This is a genomic window from Streptomyces sp. NBC_00016, assembly GCF_045040885.1.
GTDB classification, from domain to species: domain Bacteria; phylum Actinomycetota; class Actinomycetes; order Streptomycetales; family Streptomycetaceae; genus Streptomyces; species Streptomyces coriariae.
On the sequence record NZ_CP108304.1, the window covers coordinates 7,214,517 to 7,235,410 of the forward strand.

The 20,894-nt window shown below is 72.7% G+C and carries 26 protein-coding genes; 20 read left to right on the plus strand and 6 right to left on the minus strand.

What is annotated here, in order from left to right; genetic code table 11:
- Window positions 1–75: 75 nt before the first annotated feature.
- The 3 genes from OG933_RS31810 (at window position 76) to OG933_RS31820 (ending at window position 2,693) form a co-directional block, all read left to right on the plus strand.
- Window positions 76–1,050 (plus strand): ABC transporter ATP-binding protein, encoded by a 975-nt coding sequence (locus tag OG933_RS31810; RefSeq protein ID WP_057599528.1) that lies wholly within the window; start codon window positions 76–78, stop codon window positions 1,048–1,050.
- A 94-nt stretch (window positions 1,051–1,144) separates the two neighbouring features.
- Window positions 1,145–1,969, plus strand: a complete 825-nt coding sequence (locus OG933_RS31815) for an ABC transporter permease (protein ID WP_267020412.1) — start codon at window positions 1,145–1,147, stop codon at window positions 1,967–1,969.
- A 34-nt stretch (window positions 1,970–2,003) separates the two neighbouring features.
- Window positions 2,004–2,693 (plus strand): DUF2567 domain-containing protein, encoded by a 690-nt coding sequence (locus OG933_RS31820; RefSeq protein ID WP_405630266.1) that lies wholly within the window; start codon window positions 2,004–2,006, stop codon window positions 2,691–2,693.
- A 112-nt stretch (window positions 2,694–2,805) separates the two neighbouring features.
- Here OG933_RS31820 and ybaK read toward each other — a convergent pair whose 3' ends face one another.
- The 4 genes from ybaK to OG933_RS31840 all read right to left on the minus strand — a co-directional run bounded on the left by ybaK (window position 2,806) and on the right by OG933_RS31840 (window position 6,828).
- Complete coding sequence (gene ybaK, locus OG933_RS31825; protein WP_362520214.1) at window positions 2,806–3,306, minus strand: Cys-tRNA(Pro) deacylase; 501 nt, start codon at window positions 3,304–3,306, stop codon at window positions 2,806–2,808.
- An 8-nt stretch (window positions 3,307–3,314) separates the two neighbouring features.
- Window positions 3,315–4,055 carry an LON peptidase substrate-binding domain-containing protein gene (locus OG933_RS31830; RefSeq protein ID WP_054242891.1) on the minus strand — a complete coding sequence of 247 codons (741 nt, stop codon included), beginning with the start codon at window positions 4,053–4,055 and terminating at the stop codon, window positions 3,315–3,317.
- A gap of 11 nt (window positions 4,056–4,066) precedes the next feature.
- Window positions 4,067–5,113, minus strand: coding sequence for a hypothetical protein (locus tag OG933_RS31835; RefSeq protein WP_405630268.1), 1,047 nt, complete (start codon window positions 5,111–5,113; stop codon window positions 4,067–4,069).
- A 125-nt stretch (window positions 5,114–5,238) separates the two neighbouring features.
- On the minus strand, window positions 5,239–6,828 hold the full coding sequence (locus OG933_RS31840) for an oxidoreductase (RefSeq protein WP_362267466.1): 1,590 nt from the start codon (window positions 6,826–6,828) through the stop codon (window positions 5,239–5,241).
- A 167-nt stretch (window positions 6,829–6,995) separates the two neighbouring features.
- Between OG933_RS31840 and hisD the strand changes: the two genes are divergently transcribed.
- The 10 genes from hisD to OG933_RS31890 all read left to right on the plus strand — a co-directional run bounded on the left by hisD (window position 6,996) and on the right by OG933_RS31890 (window position 14,861).
- Window positions 6,996–8,321: a histidinol dehydrogenase gene (gene hisD, locus OG933_RS31845; protein WP_362520217.1), complete on the plus strand. Its 1,326-nt coding sequence runs from the start codon at window positions 6,996–6,998 to the stop codon at window positions 8,319–8,321.
- Window positions 8,318–9,427, plus strand: a complete 1,110-nt coding sequence (locus tag OG933_RS31850; RefSeq protein WP_405630270.1) for a histidinol-phosphate transaminase — start codon at window positions 8,318–8,320, stop codon at window positions 9,425–9,427. The genes hisD and OG933_RS31850 overlap by 4 nt, the downstream gene beginning before the upstream one ends.
- Window positions 9,424–10,017 (plus strand): imidazoleglycerol-phosphate dehydratase HisB, encoded by a 594-nt coding sequence (gene hisB, locus OG933_RS31855; RefSeq protein WP_020129897.1) that lies wholly within the window; start codon window positions 9,424–9,426, stop codon window positions 10,015–10,017. The genes OG933_RS31850 and hisB overlap by 4 nt, the downstream gene beginning before the upstream one ends.
- A 4-nt stretch (window positions 10,018–10,021) precedes the next feature.
- Window positions 10,022–10,186 (plus strand): hypothetical protein, encoded by a 165-nt coding sequence (locus OG933_RS31860; protein WP_020129896.1) that lies wholly within the window; start codon window positions 10,022–10,024, stop codon window positions 10,184–10,186.
- A complete protein-coding gene (gene hisH, locus OG933_RS31865; protein WP_362520223.1) occupies window positions 10,183–10,845 on the plus strand; it encodes an imidazole glycerol phosphate synthase subunit HisH in 663 nt (220 codons plus the stop codon). The genes OG933_RS31860 and hisH overlap by 4 nt, the downstream gene beginning before the upstream one ends.
- The gene (gene priA, locus OG933_RS31870) at window positions 10,842–11,567 is read left to right on the plus strand and encodes a bifunctional 1-(5-phosphoribosyl)-5-((5-phosphoribosylamino)methylideneamino)imidazole-4-carboxamide isomerase/phosphoribosylanthranilate isomerase PriA (protein WP_054242896.1); all 726 of its coding nucleotides are present in this window, start codon (window positions 10,842–10,844) and stop codon (window positions 11,565–11,567) included. The genes hisH and priA overlap by 4 nt, the downstream gene beginning before the upstream one ends.
- Complete coding sequence (locus OG933_RS31875; RefSeq protein WP_314222595.1) at window positions 11,564–11,962, plus strand: RidA family protein; 399 nt, start codon at window positions 11,564–11,566, stop codon at window positions 11,960–11,962. Before priA ends, OG933_RS31875 begins: the two co-directional genes overlap by 4 nt.
- A complete protein-coding gene (gene hisF / locus OG933_RS31880) occupies window positions 11,959–12,714 on the plus strand; it encodes an imidazole glycerol phosphate synthase subunit HisF (RefSeq protein WP_362520230.1) in 756 nt (251 codons plus the stop codon). Before OG933_RS31875 ends, hisF begins: the two co-directional genes overlap by 4 nt.
- 126 nt (window positions 12,715–12,840) lie before the next feature.
- Window positions 12,841–13,428: a helix-turn-helix domain-containing protein gene (locus OG933_RS31885; RefSeq protein ID WP_362520233.1), complete on the plus strand. Its 588-nt coding sequence runs from the start codon at window positions 12,841–12,843 to the stop codon at window positions 13,426–13,428.
- A 14-nt stretch (window positions 13,429–13,442) separates the two neighbouring features.
- The gene (locus OG933_RS31890) at window positions 13,443–14,861 is read left to right on the plus strand and encodes an MFS transporter (RefSeq protein WP_362520236.1); all 1,419 of its coding nucleotides are present in this window, start codon (window positions 13,443–13,445) and stop codon (window positions 14,859–14,861) included.
- A 5-nt stretch (window positions 14,862–14,866) separates the two neighbouring features.
- Here the strand turns inward: OG933_RS31890 and OG933_RS31895 are convergent, their stop codons facing one another.
- A complete protein-coding gene (locus tag OG933_RS31895; protein ID WP_362520239.1) occupies window positions 14,867–15,265 on the minus strand; it encodes a VOC family protein in 399 nt (132 codons plus the stop codon).
- A gap of 10 nt (window positions 15,266–15,275) precedes the next feature.
- Entirely contained in the window at window positions 15,276–15,911 is a 636-nt protein-coding gene (locus OG933_RS31900) for a TIGR03085 family metal-binding protein (protein ID WP_020129890.1), read from the minus strand.
- Window positions 15,912–16,050: 139 nt separating this feature from the next.
- Between OG933_RS31900 and hisI the strand changes: the two genes are divergently transcribed.
- The 7 genes from hisI (at window position 16,051) to trpM (ending at window position 20,877) form a co-directional block, all read left to right on the plus strand.
- Window positions 16,051–16,443, plus strand: a complete 393-nt coding sequence (gene hisI, locus OG933_RS31905; RefSeq protein WP_362267451.1) for a phosphoribosyl-AMP cyclohydrolase — start codon at window positions 16,051–16,053, stop codon at window positions 16,441–16,443.
- 11 nt (window positions 16,444–16,454) lie between these two features.
- The gene (locus OG933_RS31910) at window positions 16,455–17,933 is read left to right on the plus strand and encodes an anthranilate synthase component I (RefSeq protein ID WP_362520244.1); all 1,479 of its coding nucleotides are present in this window, start codon (window positions 16,455–16,457) and stop codon (window positions 17,931–17,933) included.
- A gap of 93 nt (window positions 17,934–18,026) precedes the next feature.
- On the plus strand, window positions 18,027–18,677 hold the full coding sequence (locus OG933_RS31915) for a TIGR02234 family membrane protein (RefSeq protein WP_020129887.1): 651 nt from the start codon (window positions 18,027–18,029) through the stop codon (window positions 18,675–18,677).
- Window positions 18,678–18,843: 166 nt separating this feature from the next.
- On the plus strand, window positions 18,844–19,095 hold the full coding sequence (locus OG933_RS31920) for an HGxxPAAW family protein (RefSeq protein ID WP_362520247.1): 252 nt from the start codon (window positions 18,844–18,846) through the stop codon (window positions 19,093–19,095).
- A 99-nt stretch (window positions 19,096–19,194) separates the two neighbouring features.
- Complete coding sequence (locus OG933_RS31925; protein ID WP_405633575.1) at window positions 19,195–19,653, plus strand: DUF2752 domain-containing protein; 459 nt, start codon at window positions 19,195–19,197, stop codon at window positions 19,651–19,653.
- A 149-nt stretch (window positions 19,654–19,802) separates the two neighbouring features.
- On the plus strand, window positions 19,803–20,612 hold the full coding sequence (gene trpC, locus OG933_RS31930; protein WP_028806852.1) for an indole-3-glycerol phosphate synthase TrpC: 810 nt from the start codon (window positions 19,803–19,805) through the stop codon (window positions 20,610–20,612).
- Between the two features lie 22 nt (window positions 20,613–20,634).
- The gene (gene trpM / locus OG933_RS31935; RefSeq protein WP_362520250.1) at window positions 20,635–20,877 is read left to right on the plus strand and encodes a tryptophan biosynthesis modulator TrpM; all 243 of its coding nucleotides are present in this window, start codon (window positions 20,635–20,637) and stop codon (window positions 20,875–20,877) included.
- Window positions 20,878–20,894 lie beyond the last annotated feature (17 nt).

Sequence of the window (20,894 nt, forward strand, 5' to 3'; positions counted from 1 at the left end):
ACGGTCCGTGACCCCGTAGTCTCGTCCCTTGTGAGTACGCGCGCGGCACCGCCCATTCGGCACAGGGACGAGGTCGTGTGTGCCGTGCGCGGGCTGACCAAGACCTATCCGGCGGTCCGCGGCCGGCGCGGCACTCCCGCGACACCCGAGGTCCGGGCCACCGACGACGTACGGCTGGACATCCGGCGCGGTGAGATCTTCGGGCTGCTCGGCCCGAACGGCGCAGGGAAGACCACCCTCGTACGGCAGATGACCGGGCTGATGCGGCCCGACTCGGGCAGCGTGGAGATCCTCGGGCACGACATCGTGCGCCACCCCGAGCGGGCCGCGCGGATCCTCGCCTACCTCGGGCAGGAGTCCACCGCCCTCGACGACCTCACCGTCTCGCTGGCCGCCGAGACCACCGGACGGCTGCGCGGCCTCGACGTACGCGCGGCGCGCCGGGAGCGGGACGCCGTCCTCGACGAGCTGGGTCTCACGCCGATCGCCGGACGGCCGCTGCGCAAGCTGTCCGGCGGACAGCGCCGGCTGGCCTGCTTCGCCGCCGTGCTGGTGGGGGAGCGCCCCCTGCTCGTGCTGGACGAACCGACCACCGGGATGGATCCGGTGGCACGGCGGGCCGTGTGGGCCTCCGTGGACCGGCGGCGGGCCGAGCGCGGGACGACCGTGCTGCTCGTCACCCACAACGTCATCGAGGCGGAGACCGTCCTCGACCGGGTCGCCGTCATCGACCAGGGCCGGGTCATCGCCTGCGACACCCCCACGGGGCTCAAGGAGCAGGTCGCCGACGAGGTGCGGGTCGAACTGGTGTGGCGCGAGCGGGCGCCGCTGGACGTGCCCGAGGTCGCCGCGCTGCGCGAGCGGGCCGTGGAGTCGGGCCGCCGCTGGACCCTGCGGCTGGCGCCCGACGAGGCCCGCGCGGTCGTCGCCACCGTCACCGGCGGAGCCGCCTTCGCCGCCCTGGACGACTTCACGCTGGCCACACCGAGCCTGGAGGACGTCTATCTGGCGCTGGGCGGCGCGGCACGGCAGGGGCTGGTGCGGGCTTGAGGGCGGCGAGAGCGCGGGGCGCCGAGGTGAGCGAGCGAGCCTTGAGGCCCGTATGGGACGGTAGGGGAACCGTAGGGAAGAGGAGCAACGTCACGTGAGTGTCGTACCCGCCGAGGTTCTGCCGGGAAGCGCCCGGGCCGTCACACAGACGGTGCCCCGCGCCGCCGCCGAGCTGGCCCCCCGCGCGCGGCTGTGGCCGTCGCTGGTGGCCGTGTACCGGGCCCAGCTGTCCCGGGCCCGGGTGGCGCGCATCCCGCTGCTGTTCGTGGCGACCTTCCAGTCGGTCGGCATCCTGATCATGATGCGGGGGGTGGTGGACGGGGGCCGCGAGGCGGAGGCCGTGGTGGCGGGCTCCGCGGTGCTCGTCGTCGCGTTCGTCGCGCTGAACCTGCTCGCTCAGTACTTCGGACAGCTGCGGTCCAGCGGCGGGCTGGACCACTACGCGACCCTTCCGGTGCCGCCCGCGGCCGTGGTGCTCGGGGCGGCGGGTGCGTACGCGTCCTTCACCGTGCCGGGAACCCTGGTGACCGCGGTCTTCGGATGCGTGCTGTTCGGGCTTCCGCTCACCCATCTGTGGATCCTCGCGGCCGTGATCCCGCTGGCCGGCGCCGCCCTGTCCGGACTCGGCGCGGCCTTCGGGCTGCTCGCGCCGCGGCCGGAGCTGGCCACCGTGCTGGGGCAGCTCGGCATGTCGGCGGCGCTGCTGCTGGGCGTGCTGCCGCCGGACCGGATGCCGGAGGCGGTGCGCTTCGCCCGCGATCTGCTGCCGTCGACGTACGGGGTCGAGGCGTTCGCCCGGACCTTCCGGGCGAGTCCCGACTGGGCGTTCGTCCTCGCCGACCTCGCCGTGTGCGCCGGGGTCGGCGTCGTTTCGCTGGCCGTCGCCACCTGGGCGTACCGCCGAGCCGCCGTCCGGTGACGCGCGGCACAGGCGCGCCTGGCACGATGTCAGAGTGACCGCACCGCTGACTCCGCCTCCGCCGCCGCACGAACCCTCCTCGCACACGGCCTGGCCTCCGCCGCCCGGCGGGTACGCGGGGGTGGCCACCGCGCCCCATGACGTCGCGTACGGACAGGACGGGCCCGGCATGAAGACCGAACTGCGCGAAGCCGCCGTCATCACGGTGGCGGTCGCGCTCGCCGGAGCGCTGCTGGGGCTGCTGTGGGTGTGGCTGGCGCCCAAGGTGCCGCTCGTCGGTGACCTGGTGGACGACAGCTGGGTCGTCTACTTCAAGGACACCGAGGGGGAGCAGGCGATCGGCGTGGACGGAACGTTCACGCTGCTGGCCCTGGCATGCGGGGCCGTGAGTGCCGCGGCCGTCTTCCTGTGGCGGCGGCGCGGTGGAGTGCCGCTGGTGATCGCTCTCGCCGTCGGGGGGTTCCTCGGGTCGTTGCTGGCGTGGCGGCTGGGGGTGTGGCTGGGGCCCGACTCCGATGTGATCGCGCATGCGCAGTCGGCGGGCAAGGGGGTCACGTTCTCCGCTCCGCTGAAGCTCGGCGCGAAGGGGGCGTTGCTGGCGTGGTCGTTCGCCGCGGCGCTGGTGCATCTGGGGCTCACGGCGTTGTTCGGGCCTCGGGATCCCGATCCGTATCTGGCGCACATGGGTGCACCCAAGGACGGGTACGGGGCGCCGATGGGCTAGCGGGGCTTTTCCTCGCCCCCGCCGCCCCTTCCCGTCCCGACCCTGGGGGCTGCGCCCCCAGACCCCCGCTTTCGGCCTGGACGGCCTCGTCCTCAGACGCCGGACGGGCTGTTCAGGCGCGGGCGATCTCGGACAGGACCGCTCCCGTGAGGCCGGCCAGGTCTGTCGGGGAGAGTTCCACCTCCAGGCCCCTGCGGCCCGCCGAGACGCAGATCGTGGGGTGGGTCGAGGCCGAGGCGTCCAGGACCGTGGGGAGCTTCTTGCGCTGGCCCAGGGGGGAGATGCCGCCCCGGACGTAGCCCGTGGTGCGTTCCGCGAGGGTCGGGTCGGCCATCGCCGCCCGTTTTCCGCCCACCGCCGACGCCAGGGCCTTCAGGTCCAGGGAGCCGGCCACCGGGACCACGGCCACCGTCAGCGCGCCGTCCACGTCCGCGACCAGGGTCTTGAAGACCCGGTCGGGGGAGACGCCCATCGCCTCGGCGGCCTCCTCGCCGTAGGACGGGTGGCTCGGGTCGTGGTCGTAGGCGTGGACGGTGAAGTCCACTCCCGCCGCCGTCAGGGCCACCGTCGCGGGCGTGCCGGCGGACTGCTGCTTCTTCGGCTTCTTCGCCATGCGGGCCTTCAGTTGAGACTGGTCGGGCCGCGCGTCAGGTCCGACGCGGGCAGCGAGGGCAGGCTGCGGATGATCGCCGTCTCCGCGCGCAGCAGTTTCAGCTCGTCCCGCAGGCGGGAGGCCGTGTCGGGGGCCTGGAGCAGGCGCTGCTTGGTCGGGGTGTCCAGCATCATCGCGGCCGCCACCAGGTACGACACCACCGACGGGTCGTCCGGGAGATCCGCGCCGGTGGTCAGTGAGCGCTCGCGGGCGCCCGCCAGGCGCTTCTGGTACTGGCGGAAGGCGCGCAGCACGCCTTCCGCGAGGGCGCCCGCCTCGTCGCCCGGGTCCTCGGGCAGTTCCTGGAGCTCGGCGGTCAGGAACGGGCCCGAGGCGTCCACCGACAGCAGCTTCACGCGGGTCGTGCCCGTCGCCAGCACCTCGAAGGTGCCGTCGGCGCGCTCGCGGATCGTCGCCGCGTCGGCCACACAGCCGACGTCGTGGAAGGCCTTGAGCGGGGCGTCGCCGAAGCCGGCCGCGGGGCCGCGCTCGGGCAGCGCGGTCTGGTCGGGCAGGCCGTGGGAGCTGGGGGCCACCTCATGGCCGTCGCGGATGGCCACGACGGCGAACCGGCGTGATTCGTCCTCGGGGGTCTTCAACAGGTCGCGCATCATCGCGCGATAGCGCTCCTCGAAGACGTTGAGCGGGAGCACGAGCCCCGGGAACAACGCCGAGTTCAGGGGGAAGAGCGGCAGACGGACGGTGGTCACGACGCTGAAGCCTAGTGGTCCGTGGAGTGGGCTCGTCCGCCGTGCCCGATCCCTGGACGCCAGGGGGGCCGCTCGGACGGTCCCGAGCGCACTTCCTCGCGTACCGCCAGGAAGTGGCCGAGCGGGTCGTCCGACAGCCGGCCCCAGGGGAAGGACGTGGCGTAGGGGCCGATCAGGCGCAGTTGCGCGAGGGCGTCGTCGTGGCGGTCCAGGCGGACCAGGACGTACGTCAGCACATTGCGGATCTCGGCCGGCCACGGGTCGACGGAGGGGAAACGGGCGGAGAGCGCGATGGCGCGGTCGGCCGCCGCGTCCAGTCGCTCGCGCGGTACCTCGGGCCCGCAGCCGTCGGTCAGGTACGCGAAGGCGGCCCGCGTCGGCAGCGCCTGGACGAGGGAGCCGGCCGGCGCGTCCTGCGCGGCACGGTCGGCGAAGTCGAAGCACTCCCCGTGGGAGCCGTGCCACGACTCGGCGAGATAGCGCTTGGCGGCGACATGGCAGCCGTAGTGGTGCGGGGCGCGGCGGACCGCGGCCGACCACAGTTCGCCGAAGTACTTGTGTCCGGCGCGGGTGCCGCGCGCGTGGTCCAGGGCGATCCGCCACGGCACCGGGTCGCGGACGTCGCTCTGCGCGGCGGCCGTGATCAGCGGACTCACCTCGCGCAGCAGCTCGGCCCTGGCCGGTGAGCGCCAGGCCCGGTGCACCGCGAGCTGGGCGGCGACGAGCAGTACGTCCGGGTCGCGCGGGGCGGCGGCGCTCCACTCCTCGAACCACTCCGACCGGGAGTGCGCGAAGGACGCCAGCCGGGTGGCGTACCGGTCCCGGTACTCCCACTCGGAGCGTTCCCGGGTCTGGGCCATGAGCCGGGCGGCGGGCGCGTAGGCGCCCAGTCCGGCGGCGACCAGGGCGGGACCGAGTCGGTCGTCGGGCACGTCGAGGAGCACCTCGTCGTCGGCGGGGAGCCCGGCGGCGCTGTGGGGGGCGGCGGCGTTCCGTGCCGTCCGGGATGCCCGGGAGGCGCGGATGAACGGGGGCAGCAGAGCCATGGTGTGGCCCATTGAAAAGCCGCGGGTTCAGATTGCGCCAGAGGGTTCCGGCACCTTCACGAAAGTTGTACACCGTACGGTCAAGGAGCGGTAAAAGGTGACTGTGGGCGACGGGGCATGAGCCCGCTGTCCACCGGTCATCCCCGGCGCAGCAGTCGCGTGGCCCCCGCCGCGACCGTCGTCGCCAGGATCCAGCCGAGCAGGATCAGCGCCGACGACAGCCACTGCCAGCCGCCGCGCAGCTGCCACTCGCCGACCTGCCCGAGGTCGATGACCGGCAGCAGCAGGTCGAGGGCGAAGAGGGCGGGATTCCAGGGCGGGTGCCCGTCCCGGTGGACGGGCGGATGCGCGGCGTGCGCGAAGGCCAGCGAGCTCGCCGCCCACAGCACCGCCATCCACACCGCCGCGCGGCCCGGCCGGTACCCGTAGGCGACCGTCCAGTCCTGGACGTAGCCCCAGAGCTTCGCGGCCGGCGGCAGCGTCTCGCGGCGCCGCCGCTGCTTGGCCAGCAGTACCTCGCGGGCGTCCTCGTCCTCCCCGCCGGCCCGCAGCACGGTGGCCAGCCGTTCGTACGGCTCCGGGGCGTACTCGGCGGTCGCCGCGGCCACCCAGCGCAGCCGCTCGGCCAGCGGGAACGGGCCCTGCGGCACCAGGTTCTCGTACGCGAAGCCGCCCATGTGCACACTGCCGGGGCCCGGCCACGCGCTCGCCCGGTCCACCAGGTTGATCACCCGGGCGCCCGACAGCACCACCTTGCCGCGCGGCGGCCGCTCCCCGAGGAAGCGCAGCTCGGGCGTCTGCACCCGGCGCAGCGACAGCTCCTGGTCCTCCGTGAACACGAACCGGGCCCGCTCCAGGTCCACTGCGTCCCCGAACCGCCCGTCGTCCAGTCGCACCCCGCCCCGGCACTCGAAGCGCTGGATGCGGGTCCCGCGCGCGGGTGTCGTGCCGCTCAGCGCCTGGCCGCCGACACCGGCCGGGGTCAGGTACAGCGAGCGCTCCACCGTCAGCTGGGGCGCGTTCAGCGCGAGCCGGGTGTACGGGTTGGCCAGCCGCGCCCCGCGCAGGCTCAGCGACACGCCGATCTTGGCGCTGCGCAGGCTCAGCTCGCCGTGCGATTCGAGCAGCTCGGCCTGGAGGTCCTGGCCGACCGTCAGGCCGTCGGCGGCGATCGAGCGGCCGCTGCGGTCGCGGTAGACGATGGCCTGGTTGAGCAGCAGGTCCGTGCCGATGTGCGCGTCGGTGAGCCGGACGCCGTTGTGGAAGCGGCAGCGGGGGAGGTGCAGATCGCCCTCGGTGTGCACCCGGGCGGCCTCGAGCCGCGGCACCGAGCAGTCCACCATCCGCACGGTGGTGAACCGGGCCTCCGGCAGCAGCACCTCCCGCTCGAACCGGCAGCGCTTCATCTCCAGGTACGGCACCACCGTGCCGCCCGCGAGGTCCAGGGTGCCGCTGATCTGCACGCCCACCAGCTTCAGCGAGGCGACCCGGCCGGCCAGCGCGGGCGGCCCGTCCAGCAGCAGCCAGGCGACGATCCGCGCCCGCACGGTCCGCGACGCGCCCCACGGGTGGCCGCCGTGCGGGTCGTCGACGACCGTGTCCCCGCTGCTCAGGTCGTACACGCTGCCGTTGCGGAAGGCCTGCCACATGCCGGCCTCGGCGGCGGTCAGGTCGTCCGGCAGATCGCCCGGATCGCCTCCCGCGCGGCTGTCCGCCCCCTCGGTCACCCTCTTCACCCCCTTCGTCACTCACGGTTTTCGCACAGCTGTTCATGCCCGGTGGGCGACCCCCGAACGCTAGACCCGAAGCCGATCTTCCGGATTCCGGCCACGTTCTGTATCAGCCATTGATACGCGCGGACGACGCCCGATCCCGGTCTGAGAGAATTGACGGCGTGATCTCCCGAATCGATCTGCGCGGCGACGCCCTCCCCGAGGGACCCGCCCTGCGCGACCTGCTGCCCCGAGCCGACTTCGACGTCTCGGCCGCCCTCGAGAAGGTGCGTCCGATCTGCGAGGCCGTGCATCATCGGGGCGACGCGGCGCTGATCGACTTCGCCGAGAAGTTCGACGGGGTGCGGCTGGAATCCGTACGCGTGCCGGCAGCGGCGATCGCCGACGCGCTCGAGCGGCTCGACCCGGCCGTCCGCGCGGCCCTGGAGGAGTCCATCCGCCGCGCCCGTCTCGTCCACCGCGAGCAGCGCCGTACGACGCACACGACCCAGGTCGTGCCCGGTGGGTCGGTGACCGAGAAGTGGGTGCCGGTCGAGCGGGTCGGGCTGTACGCGCCCGGCGGCCGGTCGGTCTACCCGTCCTCCGTCGTCATGAACGTCGTGCCGGCGCAGGAGGCCGGCGTCGGATCCATCGCGCTCGCCTCCCCGGCCCAGTCCGAGTTCGGAGGCCTGCCGCACCCGACGATCCTCGCGGCCTGCGCCCTCCTCGGCGTCGACGAGGTGTACGCGGCCGGCGGCGCCACGGCCGTCGCGATGTTCGCGTACGGCACCGAGTCCTGCCCGCCCGCCAACATGGTCACCGGCCCCGGCAACATCTGGGTCGCCGCCGCCAAGCGCTACTTCGCCGGCAAGATCGGCATCGACGCGGAGGCCGGCCCGACCGAGATCGCGGTCCTCGCCGACGACAGCGCCGACCCGGTGCACATCGCCGCCGACCTCATCAGCCAGGCCGAGCACGATCCGCTCGCGGCCGCCGTCCTGGTCACCGACTCCGTCGAGCTGGCGGACGCGGTCGCGAAGGAACTGGAGCCGCAGGTCGCGGCCACCAAGCACATCGAGGACCGGATCGTCCCGGCGCTCGCCGGCCGGCAGTCCGCGATCGTGCTGGTCGACGGCGTCGACGAGGGCCTGCGGGTGGTCGACGCGTACGGCGCCGAGCACCTGGAGATCCAGACGGCCGACGCGGCCGCCGTGGCCGACCGGGTGAAGAACGCGGGCGCGATCTTCGTCGGCCCCTGGGCGCCGGTGTCCCTGGGCGACTACGCGGCCGGGTCCAACCACGTCCTGCCGACGGGCGGCTGCGCCTGCCACTCCTCCGGGCTGTCCGTGCAGTCCTTCCTGCGGGGCATCCACATCGTCGACTACACGCGGGACGCGCTGGCCGAGGTCGCGCAGCACGTGGTGACGCTGGCGGAGGCGGAGGACCTGCCCGCGCACGGCGCGGCGATCAAGGCGCGGTTCGACTGGAAGGTACCGGCGAGCAAGTGAGCTTCGGAATCGACGATCTCCCCGTACGGGACGAGCTGCGCGGCAAGTCCCCCTACGGCGCGCCCCAGTTGGACGTCCCCGTACGGCTGAACACCAACGAGAACCCCTACCCGCTGCCCGAGGCGCTCGTCGAGCGGATCGCGGAGCGGGTGCGCGAGGCGGCCCGCAACCTCAACCGCTACCCGGACCGGGACGCCGTGGAGCTGCGCACGCGGCTCGCGCAGTACCTGACGGACACCTCCGGACACGAGGTCGGCCCGGTGAACGTGTGGGCCGCCAACGGCTCCAACGAGGTCATCCAGCAGCTGCTCCAGACCTTCGGCGGACCGGGCCGCACCGCGATCGGTTTCGAGCCGTCGTACTCGATGCACGGGCTCATCGCGCGCGGCACGGGAACCGGCTGGATCTCGGGTCCCCGCAACGAGGACTTCACCATCGACCTGGCGGCCGCCGAGCAGGCCGTCGCCGAGCGCCGGCCCGACGTCGTCTTCATCACCACCCCCAACAACCCCACCGGCACCGCGGTCCCGGCCGAGACGGTCCTCGCGCTGTACGAGGCCGCGCAGCGCGCCAAGCCGTCGATGGTGGTCGTGGACGAGGCGTACATCGAGTTCAGCCACGGCGACTCACTGCTGCCGCTGCTCGAAGGTCGGCCGAATCTCGTCGTCTCGCGCACCATGTCGAAGGCCTTCGGCGCGGCCGGCCTGCGCCTCGGCTACCTCGCCGCGCACCCCGCGGTCGTGGACGCCGTCCAGCTCGTCCGGCTGCCGTACCACCTGTCGGCCGTCACCCAGGCGACCGCGCTGGCCGCCCTGGAACACACCGACACGCTGCTGAAGTACGTCGAGCAGCTCAAGTCGGAGCGCGACCGGCTGGTCACCGAGCTGCTCGCGATCGGCTACGAGGTCACGGCGTCCGACGCCAACTTCGTGCAGTTCGGGCGCTTCGAGGACGCCCACGCGGTCTGGCAGCAGATCCTCGACCGGGGCGTCCTGGTCCGGGACAACGGCGTACCCGGCTGGCTGCGGGTCACCGCCGGAACCCCCGAAGAGAACGACGCGTTCCTCGACGCGGTCCGTGATGTGAAGAAGGAGCAGAGGCCATGAGCCGCGTAGGACGTGTAGAGCGCACGACGAAGGAGACGTCGGTCCTCGTCGAGATCGACCTCGACGGCACCGGCAAGGTCGACGTGGCCACCGGCGTCGGCTTCTACGACCACATGCTCGACCAGCTCGGCCGGCACGGTCTGTTCGACCTGACCGTGAAGACCGACGGCGACCTGCACATCGACTCCCACCACACCATCGAGGACACCGCCCTCGCGCTCGGCGCCGCCTTCAAGCAGGCCCTCGGCGACAAGGTGGGCATCTACCGGTTCGGCAACTGCACGGTCCCGCTGGACGAGTCCCTCGCCCAGGTCACCGTCGACCTCTCCGGCCGTCCCTACCTCGTGCACACCGAGCCCGAGAAGATGGCGCCGATGATCGGCGAGTACGACACCACGATGACCCGGCACATCCTGGAGTCCTTCGTCGCGCAGGCGCAGATCGCGCTGCACGTGCACGTGCCCTACGGGCGCAACGCGCACCACATCGTGGAGTGCCAGTTCAAGGCGCTGGCCCGGGCCCTGCGCTACGCCTCCGAGCGCGACCCGCGCGCGGCCGGCATCCTCCCCTCCACGAAGGGCGCCCTGTAGAACCATGAGCGGACTGTCGACCATCCTGATCGTCGTCGGCCTCTTCCTGGTCGGCGGCATCTACTCCTTCGTCAAGCAGCAGATGCCGAAGAGCCTGATCGTGCTGCTCTCGATCGGCGCCGCGATGTGCCTCGTCGCCGGCGTAGTGCGGCTGGAGGTGTGGAATTGAGCACCGTCCCGAACAGCTCGAAGAGCCCGAAGAAGGTCGTCGTCTTCGACTACGGCTTCGGCAACGTCCGCTCCGCCGAGCGGGCCCTCGCGCGCACCGGGGCCGACGTCGAGATCACGCGTGACTTCGACACGGCCATGAACGCCGACGGGCTGCTGGTGCCGGGCGTCGGTGCCTTCGCCGCCTGCATGCGAGGCCTGAAGGAGGCCCGCGGCGACTGGATCATCGGCCGCAGGCTGTCCGGCGGGCGCCCCGTGATGGGCATCTGCGTCGGCATGCAGATCCTGTTCGCGCGAGGCATCGAGCACGGCGTGGAGACCGAGGGCCTCGACGAGTGGCCCGGCGCGGTCGAGCCGCTCCAGGCCGAGATCGTGCCCCACATGGGCTGGAACACCGTCGACGCCCCGGCCGACTCCGAGCTGTTCGCCGGACTGGACGCGGACGCGCGCTTCTACTTCGTGCACTCCTACGCCGTGCAGGACTGGTCCCTCGACGTGCACAACCCGCTGCTGCGGGCGCCGAAGGTGACCTGGTCGACGCACGGCAAGCCGTTCGTGGCCGCCGTGGAGAACGGCGCCCTGTGGGCCACGCAGTTCCACCCCGAGAAGTCCGGCGACGCCGGAGCCCAGCTCCTCACCAACTGGATCGGAACACTGTGAGCAAGCTCGAACTCCTCCCCGCCGTCGACGTCCGCGACGGCCAGGCCGTCCGCCTCGTGCACGGCGAGTCGGGCACCGAGACCTCCTACGGCTCCCCGCTCGAGGCCGCCCTCGCCTGGCAGCGCTCGGGCGCCGAGTGGCTGCACCTGGTCGACCTGGACGCCGCGTTCGGCACCGGCGACAACCGCGCGCTGATCGCCGAGGTCGCCGGCGCGATGGACATCAAGGTGGAGCTGTCCGGCGGCATCCGCGACGACGACACCCTCGCCGCCGCCCTGGCCACCGGCTGCACCCGGGTCAACCTGGGCACGGCCGCCCTGGAGACCCCCGAGTGGGTCGCCAAGGTCATCGCCGAGCACGGCGACAAGATCGCGGTCGGCCTGGACGTACGGGGCACGACCCTGCGCGGCCGCGGCTGGACCCGCGACGGCGGCGACCTCTACGAGACGCTGGCGCGTCTCGACAAGGAGGGCTGCGCGCGCTACGTCGTCACCGACATCGCCAAGGACGGCACGCTCCAGGGCCCGAACCTGGAACTCCTGAAGAACGTGTGCGCCGTGACGGACCGGCCGGTCGTGGCCTCGGGCGGCGTGTCCTCCCTCGACGACCTGCGGGCCATCGCCGAGCTGGTGCCCCTCGGCGTCGAGGGCTCCATCGTCGGCAAGGCCCTGTACGCCAAGGCGTTCACCCTGGAAGAGGCCCTGGAGGCGGTCGCCCGGTGAGCGAGGTACGACGCATCACGACCGGCGCGCCCTGGGAGGAGACCTTCGGGTACTCCCGCGCGGTGGAGCTGCCGAACGGCCTGGTGCTGGTCTCCGGGTGCACCTCGATCGTGGACGGCGAGATCGCCGGCGGCGGTCCCTACGAGCAGACGGTCAACGCCTTCGGTGTCGCCTTCGCGGCGCTGGAGCAGCTGGGCCTCGGGCGCGACGACGTCGTGCGCACGCGCATGTACCTCACCCACGCGCGGGACGTGGACGACGTCGGACGCGCCCACAAGGAGCTGTTCGAGACCGTCCGGCCCGCCGCCTCCATGCTCATCGTCTCCGGCCTCGTGGACCCCAGCCTGGTCGTCGAGGTCGAGGTGGAGGCCTATCGAGGAGGGTCCTCGGCATGACCCTGGCCGTACGAGTCATCCCCTGCCTGGACGTGGACAACGGCCGGGTCGTCAAGGGCGTCAACTTCCAGAACCTGCGCGACGCGGGCGACCCCGTCGAGATGGCCAAGGTGTACGACGCCGAGGGCGCCGACGAGCTGACGTTCCTGGACATCACCGCCTCGTCGGGCAACCGCGAGACGACCTACGACGTGGTGCGCCGCACCGCCGAGCAGGTGTTCATCCCGCTGACGGTGGGCGGCGGGGTACGCACCCCCGAGGACGTCGACAAGCTGCTGCGGGCCGGCGCCGACAAGGTGGGCGTCAACACGGCCGCCATCGCCCGCCCGGAACTGATCAAGGAGATCGCCGAGCGGTTCGGCAGCCAGGTGCTGGTGCTGTCGGTGGACGCCCGGCGGACCCCCGCGGGGACCTTCGAGGTGACGACGCACGGCGGCCGCCGGGGCACCGGCATCGACGCCATCGAATGGGCGCACCGCGCGGCCGAGCTGGGCGCGGGCGAGATCCTGCTCAACTCGATGGACGCGGACGGCACGAAGGACGGCTACGACCTGGAGATGATCGCCGCGGTGCGCAAGCACGTGACGGTCCCGGTGATCGCCTCCGGCGGCGCCGGCAAGCTCGCCGACTTCCCGCCGGCCGTCGAGGCGGGCGCGGACGCGGTGCTCGCCGCGTCGGTGTTCCACTTCGGCGACCTGCGGATCGGCCAGGTCAAGGACGCGCTGCGGGGGGCGGGTCACCCGGTGAGGTGACGCCGCCGACTTGGGAGTGAGCCCCGGTCACCCGAGGGGGTACCGGGGCTCTCGCTTCGCGAGTTACGAAAGGAAAGTTGCGCAAAATTTATTGCGCAACTTTTCTTTTGTATCTACGCTGGAGGCATGGCTCGCGAAGAGAACCGGCCCATCACGGACCTGGGAACGCTGAAGGCCTTGGCCCACCCGTTGCGCATGCAGCTGTACCGGGGACTGTGCGTGGCCCGTAAGGCCACCGCCTCGCAGCTGGCCGACCAGGTGGACGAGGCCGTGTCCCTGGTCAGCTACCACCTGCGAAAACTCGCCGAGCACGGTCTCATCGAGGAGGCCGGGACGCAGAGCGCGGACGGCCGGGAACGCTGGTGGCAGCCTTCGTCGGACGGTGTGAGCATCCGCGACAAGGACTTCCGGGACGCACCTGAGCGCGCGGCGGCGCACCTGGCGGCCACCCGGCTCTTCCACGAGCAGCGGGCCGACATGTACCGCCGGTACCTCGACGAGCGGCCCACCTGGCGACCCGAGTGGAACGCCGCCGCCCCCGACAACGAGTCCCTCCTGCGCCTGACCGCGTCCGAACTGGCCGAACTGGGCGAGGAGTTGCTGGCTCTCGCCAAGAAGTACGACGAGAAGGGCCGGGCCGCCGACGCCGCGGGCGACACCGAGGGGCGGGAGAACGTCGCGCTGCACGTGTACGGATTCCCGTTCCGCACCTGAGGAAGGCCACCTCCGTGACCACCACCGCGTCCGTCGCACCTGCACGGGCCGACGCCGAGCGCCCCGCCCACCGCGACGGTGACGTTCTGCGCTGGCTCGCCGCCTACACGGCCTCGATGATCGGCGACAACGTCTACTACCTCGCGCTGTCCTGGGCGGCCGTACGAGCCGGTTCCCCCGCACAGGCGGGCCTGGTGATGACGGTGAGTGCCGTGCCGCGGGCGCTGCTGATGCTGGGCGGGGGAGTGATCGCCGACCGGTTCGGGCCGCGCCGGGTGGTCATCGGCAGTGACGTCACGCGCTGCGCGGCCGCCCTCACCGTGGCCGTCCTGTTCTTCGCCACCGACCCCGGGCTGTGGCCGCTGGCGGCGCTCGCCGTGGTCTTCGGCACGGTCGACGCCGTGTTCATACCGGCCGTGGGCGCCCTCCCCGCGCGCGTGACCAGCCGGGGCCAACTTGCGCGCGTGCAGGGCATGCGGGGCCTCGGGGCCCGGTTGGCGAGTGTCGTCGGAGGCCCGCTCGGCGGTCTCGGTGTGGCACTGGGCGGTACGGCGACCGCCTTCGGGCTGGCCGCGCTGCTGATCGCCGTGTCGATACCGCTGCTGATGTCCGTGCGCATACGTGAGCTGCCGGCGGACGACAGGGCGGGGGCCGTCGGGACGGGGGAGCTGCCCGGTGGCAGGGTGGGTGGTGTCGGAGTGCGGGAGTCGTCGGCCGGCGACCGGGCGGAGGCTGTTGATCCGCGCGGACCGTCCGCCGAGGAGCAGCCCGTGGCCGTCGGGTCCCGGAATCCGTCCGGCGGGTCGGCGGAGGCCCGCGGCGGTACCGCCTGGCGGGATCTGGTGGGCGGTCTGCGCTACATCCGAGGTCACCGTGTTCTCGCCCCGCTGATGCTGGCCATCGCGCTCGGAGACCTCGGCTTCGTCGGACCGCTCAACGTGGGCCTTGCCCTGCTCGCCGACGAACGCGGCTGGGGCGCCTCAGGGATGGGCTGGACCCTCGCCGGGTTCGGCACCGGCGCGGGTGTCGCCTCCCTGCTGCTGGCCGTGCGCGGGCGCCTGCCGCACGCCGGGCAGGTCGCGGCGTACGCGATCCTCGCGGGCTCCGTCGCGATCGGCGCCCTCGCCCACGCGCCGGGCGTCGCCGCGGCTGTCGGCACCGCCGTACTCGTCGGGCTGCTCGCCGGACTCAGCGGAGCCCTGTGCGCGGCCTTGCTCCAGACCCAGTCGGACCCCGCCTACCTGGGCCGCGTCACTGCCGTCGCGAGTCTGGTCAGCCTCGGACTCGCTCCCCTCGGCATGCCGTTGTCCGCCGCGGCCATCGGCGCCTGGGGCACCGGCCCGGTCTTCGTCGTCAGCGCGGTGGTCTGCGGGCTCGGAGGCGTGGTGATCCTGTGCTTCGGGCACCTGCGCCGTGCCGAACTGCCCCGCTGATCCCCTCACCCCTTCGGCTGGGTCAGCTGCACGAAGTTGCCCACCGTGTCGTCCAGGACGGCCGCGACGACCGGGCCCTGGTCCTGCGGGGGATGGGTGAAACGCACACCCAGCCTCCGCAGCCGCTCGTACTCCGCATCGAGGTCGTCGACCGAGAAGACGATGCACGGCAGCCCCGCCTCCCGCAGGGCCGCCCGGTACGGCTCCGCGATGGGGCCGTGGCCGGGCTCCAGCAGCAACTGGAGATCCCGCTGGGCCCCTTCCGCCGCGCCCACGGTGACGAACAGCGTGCCTTCGCCCAGATCCATGTGCAGACGCGTCTCGAACCCCAGGACCTCGGTGTAGAACGCGTGGGCCTTCGCGACGTCGTCGACGTACACGCTCGTCATGGCGACCTTGATCATGTACGGCCTCTCAGATTCCGAGCTGCTTTCCGCCGTGCAGCCTGGTGATCGCTTCCTTCTCGCCCTCCAGTTCCACCTCCGCGGCGCTCTGCCGGCCGTACAGGAACAGCAGCAGCTCCGACGGCTCCCCGGTGGCCGTCACGACCGGCGTGCCCCGGTTGGCGACCGCGGTACGGCCGTCCGGGCGCCGCAGCACCAGACCGGTCGGGGTGCCGCGGCCCATCAGGCGGGCGGTGCGCTCCAGTCGGGTCCACAGGGCGTCCTGGAAGACCGGGTCGAGCGCGCGCGGCGTCCAGTCCGGCCGGGCCCGGCGGACGTCCTCGGTGTGGACGTAGAACTCGATCGTGTTGGACGCCTCGTCGAGCTGCTTGAGCTGGAAGGGCGAGAAGCGCGGCGGACCCGTGCGGATCAGCTGGATCAGCTCCTCGTACGGCTTGGCGGCGAACTCCTCCATCACCTTGTCCAGGCGGGACGCGAGCTGCTTGATCAAAATGCCCCCGGCGGCGTCCGGGCGGCGCTCGCGCACCACCACGTGCGCCGCCAGATCCCGGGTCTGCCAGCCCTCGCAGAGGGTCGGGGCCTCGGGGCCCGCCGTTTCCAGGAGGTCGGCGAGGAGAAGTCGTTCACGCTTGGCGAAAGTCGACATGCCGTCAGCCTACGACTGCGCGGAGGGTCCGCCCACCCGTCGCCCGACCACCACCCCTCACCGAGTCGCTTCGCGCCGCTCCTTCCCATCCAGTGGACGCGACCCGTCACTGTCAGTGGCGCGCGGCACAATGGCAGACATGACCAGCACGCCCCCGCCCAGCAATCTCGACCCCCGGATCGCCGCGCGCCTCAAGCGCAGCGCCGACGGGCTCGTCCCCGCCATCGCCCAGCAGTACGACACCGGTGAGGTGCTCATGCTCGGCTGGATGGACGACGAGGCGCTGCACCGCACGCTCACCACCGGCCGCTGCACCTACTGGTCGCGCAGCCGCCGGGAGTACTGGGTCAAGGGCGACACCTCCGGCCACTTCCAGTGGGTCAGGTCCGTGGCCCTCGACTGCGACGCCGACACGGTGCTCGTCAAGGTCGACCAGGTCGGCGCCGCCTGCCACACCGGGGCGCGCACCTGCTTCGACGCCGACGTGCTGGTCGAGAACGCCGATTCGGGCGTAACCGCCACGGATCAGTAAGGTCAGCCGCCATGGACCTCGAGACGTTCCGCAAGCTGGCCACCGACCGCCGCGTCATTGCGGTCACCCGCAAGCTCCTCGCCGACGGCGACACCCCGGTCGCGCTCTACCGCAAGCTCGCCGCCGAGCGCACCGGAACCTTCCTCCTGGAGTCCGCGGAGAACGGCCGCTCGTGGTCCCGGTACTCCTTCGTCGGCGTCCGCAGCGCCGCGACCCTCACCGCGCGCGACGGCCGGGCCCACTGGCTCGGCACCCCGCCCGTCGGCGTCCCGGTGGACGGCGACCCGCTCGCCGCCCTGCGCGCCACCATCGAGACCCTCCACACCCCCCACGAGGAGGGCCTGCCGCCCTTCACCGGCGGCATGGTCGGCTACCTCGGCTACGACATCGTGCGCCGCCTGGAGAAGATCGGCCCCGGCGACCGCGACGACCTGCGGCTGCCCGAGCTGACCATGCTCCTGACCAGCGACCTCGCCGTCATGGACCACTGGGAGGGCTCGGTCCTGCTGATCGCCAACGCGATCAACCACAACGACCTCGACACGGGCGTCGACGAGGCCTACACGGACGCGGTGGCCCGGCTGGACGCCATGGAGGCCGACCTCTCCCGCCCGGTCGCCCAGCCCCCGGCCGTCCTCCCGCCCTCCGAACTCCCCGAGTACAGCGCCCTGTGGGGCGGCCCCGACTTCCAGCGGGCCGTCGAGGACATCAAGGAGCGCATCCGCGCGGGCGAGGCCTTCCAGGTCGTCCCCTCCCAGCGCTTCGAGACGCCGTGCACGGCGAGCGCGCTGGACGTCTACCGGGTGCTGCGGGCGACGAACCCCTCCCCGTACATGTACCTGTTCCGCTTCGACGGTTTCGACGTCGTGGGCTCCTCCCCGGAAGCCCTCGTCAAGGTCGAGGACGGGCACGCCATGGTCCACCCCATCGCCGGCACCCGGCACCGCGGGGCCACCCCGCAGGAGGACCAGGCCCTCGCCGACGAACTGCTCGCCGACCCCAAGGAACGCGCCGAGCACCTCATGCTCGTCGACCTCGGCCGCAACGACCTGGGCCGGGTCTGCGAACCGGGCTCGGTCGAGGTCGTCGACTTCATGTCCGTCGAGCGGTACTCGCACGTGATGCACATCGTCTCGACCGTCACCGGGAAGGTCGCGGCGGGCCGCACCGCCTTCGACGTCCTCACCGCCTGCTTCCCCGCCGGCACCCTCTCCGGCGCCCCCAAGCCGCGCGCCATGCAGATCATCGACGAACTGGAGCCGTCCCGGCGCGGCCTGTACGGCGGCTGCGTGGGCTACCTGGACTTCGCCGGCGACTCCGACACCGCCATCGCCATCCGTACGGCCCTCCTGCGCGACGGCACCGCCTACGTCCAGGCCGGCGCGGGCATCGTCGCCGACTCCGACCCGGTCGCCGAGGACCAGGAGTGCCGCAACAAGGCGGCGGCGGTCCTGCGCGCCGTCCACACCGCCAACCGACTGGGGAAATAGGGCGCTTCCGGACAGGCGGCCGGGGCATCTTTCGAAGATAGGACGCGTCTCACGTGAACCCCGGGTGACGGTTCGCCCGGGGTTCAGGCGATAGTGGAGTACGTGACTGCTGTTCCGCACCCCCGATCCGAAGCCGCCGCCCCCGCCGGGTCCGGCCGCCGAAGCCTCGCGCTCGCCCTGCTGTTCGGCGCGCTGGGCTCGGCCGTGACCCTGCTGTCCACCCGGCAGCGCTGGTCGGAGGGCACGGCCACGGTGGCCGGCGGCGCCTTCCCGCTGACCGCCAGGGGCAGCGACGTGACGGGCGTGCCCGCGGCGCTCGCCATAGCGGCCCTCGCCGCGCTCGTCGCCGTCTTCGCCGTCCGCAGGACCGGCCGCTTCGCGGTCTCCGCGCTGCTCGCGCTCTCCGGCGCCGGCATCATGACCGCCGCCCTGCTCGGCGCCTCCGACGGCTCCTCGCTCGACGAGCAGGCCGCCCGCGCCTCCGGCGACACCTCGGCGACCGTCGCCTCCTTCAGCCACACCGCGTGGCCCTACGCCGCGGCCGCGGGCGGCGCCCTGATCCTGCTGGCCGGCCTGCTCGCCCTGCGCTACGGCCGCCTGTGGCCCGCGATGTCCGGCCGCTACGAACGCGACGGCACCCCGCGCCCCCGGCGCGCGGCCAAGCCCGTCGACCCGGACCGGCCCGAGGACATGTGGAAGGCGCTGGACCGGGGCGAGGACCCGACGGGCGCGGATCCCGCCTGAACCCGACCGCGCGCGGCCCGGCCGGCGTACGGTCGCGCGGTTCCCGATGTGGTGAATCAGACGCGACCGGAGGCCACCCCCGCGTCCGCGGCGCGCGCCGGTACGGGACAATGGACGACGAGCGTCCGGCTCGGACGGACACAGAGACAGCAATGAGGAGCAAGTCATGGCGGGCAGCAGCCACGGACACACCCCGGCCGCCTGGACCGGTGTCACCATCGTCTTCATCGGGTTCACCGTCGCGGGCGCGTTCATGGTGATGGCCGAGCCGCTCGGCTTCTGGGCCGGCATGGCGATCGTGGCCCTCGGCGGTGTCGTCGGCGGCATCATGCGCTCGATGGGCCTCGGCATGCCGAAGGAGGCCCACCCGGTGCACCAGGTCACGGCCACCCGCGAGCCGGCGACCGCCGAGGCCTGAGCCCCGAAGACTTCGGCAGGACTTCCGCGGGACCTCGTGAGGGGCGGCCGGTGCACACCGGCCGCCCCTCACGCGCGCGCGGCGCCCCGCCGGGGCACAATACGAGGCGTGAACGCCGACAACCGGCGGGTGACACCCCGGCCGTCCCCGACACCCCCGGCAACCCTGCTCGGACGACTCGCGGTGCCCGCCGGGACCCTCGCGGCCGTCGTCGGGGCCTTCGCGTACGTCGGGACCGTCGACCCCAACGAGCCCGGCCACTATCCGGTCTGCCCGCTCCTGCGCATCACGGGCCTGTACTGCCCGGGCTGCGGCGGACTGCGCAGCGCGCACGCCTTCGTGCACGGGGACCTCGCCGCCGCCCTGCACGACAACGCACTGGCCGTCGTCGGCTATCTGGGCTTCGCGGTGGTGTGGACCGTCTGGGTGGTCCGCGCGGTGCGCGGACGCCCCGCGCGCGTGGAACCGACCTCGGTGCTGCTGTGGACGCTGGGCGCGTTCGTGCTGGTCTTCACGGTTGTCCGGAACCTGCCGTTCGGTGGCTGGCTGCATCCTTGATCAACCGGCGAATGTCCAGGTAGTGGGACCGGCGTCAACCGGATGTGAGGCCTTCGCCTTCCTCCGGATACCATCGCAGTGACCACCTCTTTTCTACTGGTCGCTGGAACTGTCAACCGTCTCTCAACCGCTGGAAGGGGGCCGCTCGCGTGAGTGTGCTCGACGAGATCATCGACGGAGTCCGTGCCGACCTCGCGGAGCGGCAGGCGCGCGTCAGCCTCGACGAGCTCAAGGAGCGCGCGGCGAAGGCCCCCGCCGCCAAGGACGGGGTGGCCGCGCTCCGGGGCGACGGCGTCAAGGTGATCTGCGAGGTCAAGCGCTCCAGCCCGTCCAAGGGCGCGCTGGCCGCGATCGCCGACCCGGCCGGACTGGCCGCGGACTACGAGGCGGGCGGCGCGGCCGTCATCTCCGTCCTCACCGAACAGCGCCGCTTCGGCGGCTCCCTCGCCGACCTCGAGGCGGTACGCGCGCGGGTCGACATTCCCGTGCTGCGCAAGGACTTCATCGTCACCTCGTACCAGCTGTGGGAGGCCCGCGCGTACGGCGCCGACCTCGCGCTGCTGATCGTGGCCGCCCTCGAACAGCCCGCCCTCGAGTCGCTGATCGAGCGCGCCGTCTCCATCGGCCTCACCCCGCTCGTCGAGGTCCACGACGAGGACGAGGTGGAGCGCGCGGTCGACGCGGGCGCCAAGGTGATCGGTGTCAACGCGCGCAACCTGAAGACCCTCGAGGTCGACCGGGGCACCTTCGAGCGCGTCGCCCCCGAGATCCCGGCCCACGTCGTCAGCGTCGCCGAGTCCGGCGTCCGGGGCCCGCACGACCTCATCGCGTACGCCAACGCCGGCGCCGACGCGGTCCTGGTCGGCGAGTCCCTGGTGACCGGCCGCGACCCGAAGACGGCGGTGGCCGACCTGGTGGCGGCGGGCGAGCACCCCGCACTCCGCCACGGCCGCGGCTGATCTCCCGGTAGGATCGGCCTCGATGACACCCACGACGACGGCCATGGACAGGTACGCCCGCCTCGCGCGCGGCTGCCGCCCCCGTGGCTGCCGGGCGCCCGCACGCCGGGTGCACGGCCGGCGCGTGCGGTACGTCATCGGAGACGAGCCCGGCCAGGTGAACGGCATGCGATGGCAGCGCCCCGTCAGGGGCGCGGGGCTCCTTCGGATGTGCGGCCACCGCCGCGCGGGCGCGACCAGCCACAACGGTCCCGCAGCCGACTGACCGTCCCTGCCCCCACG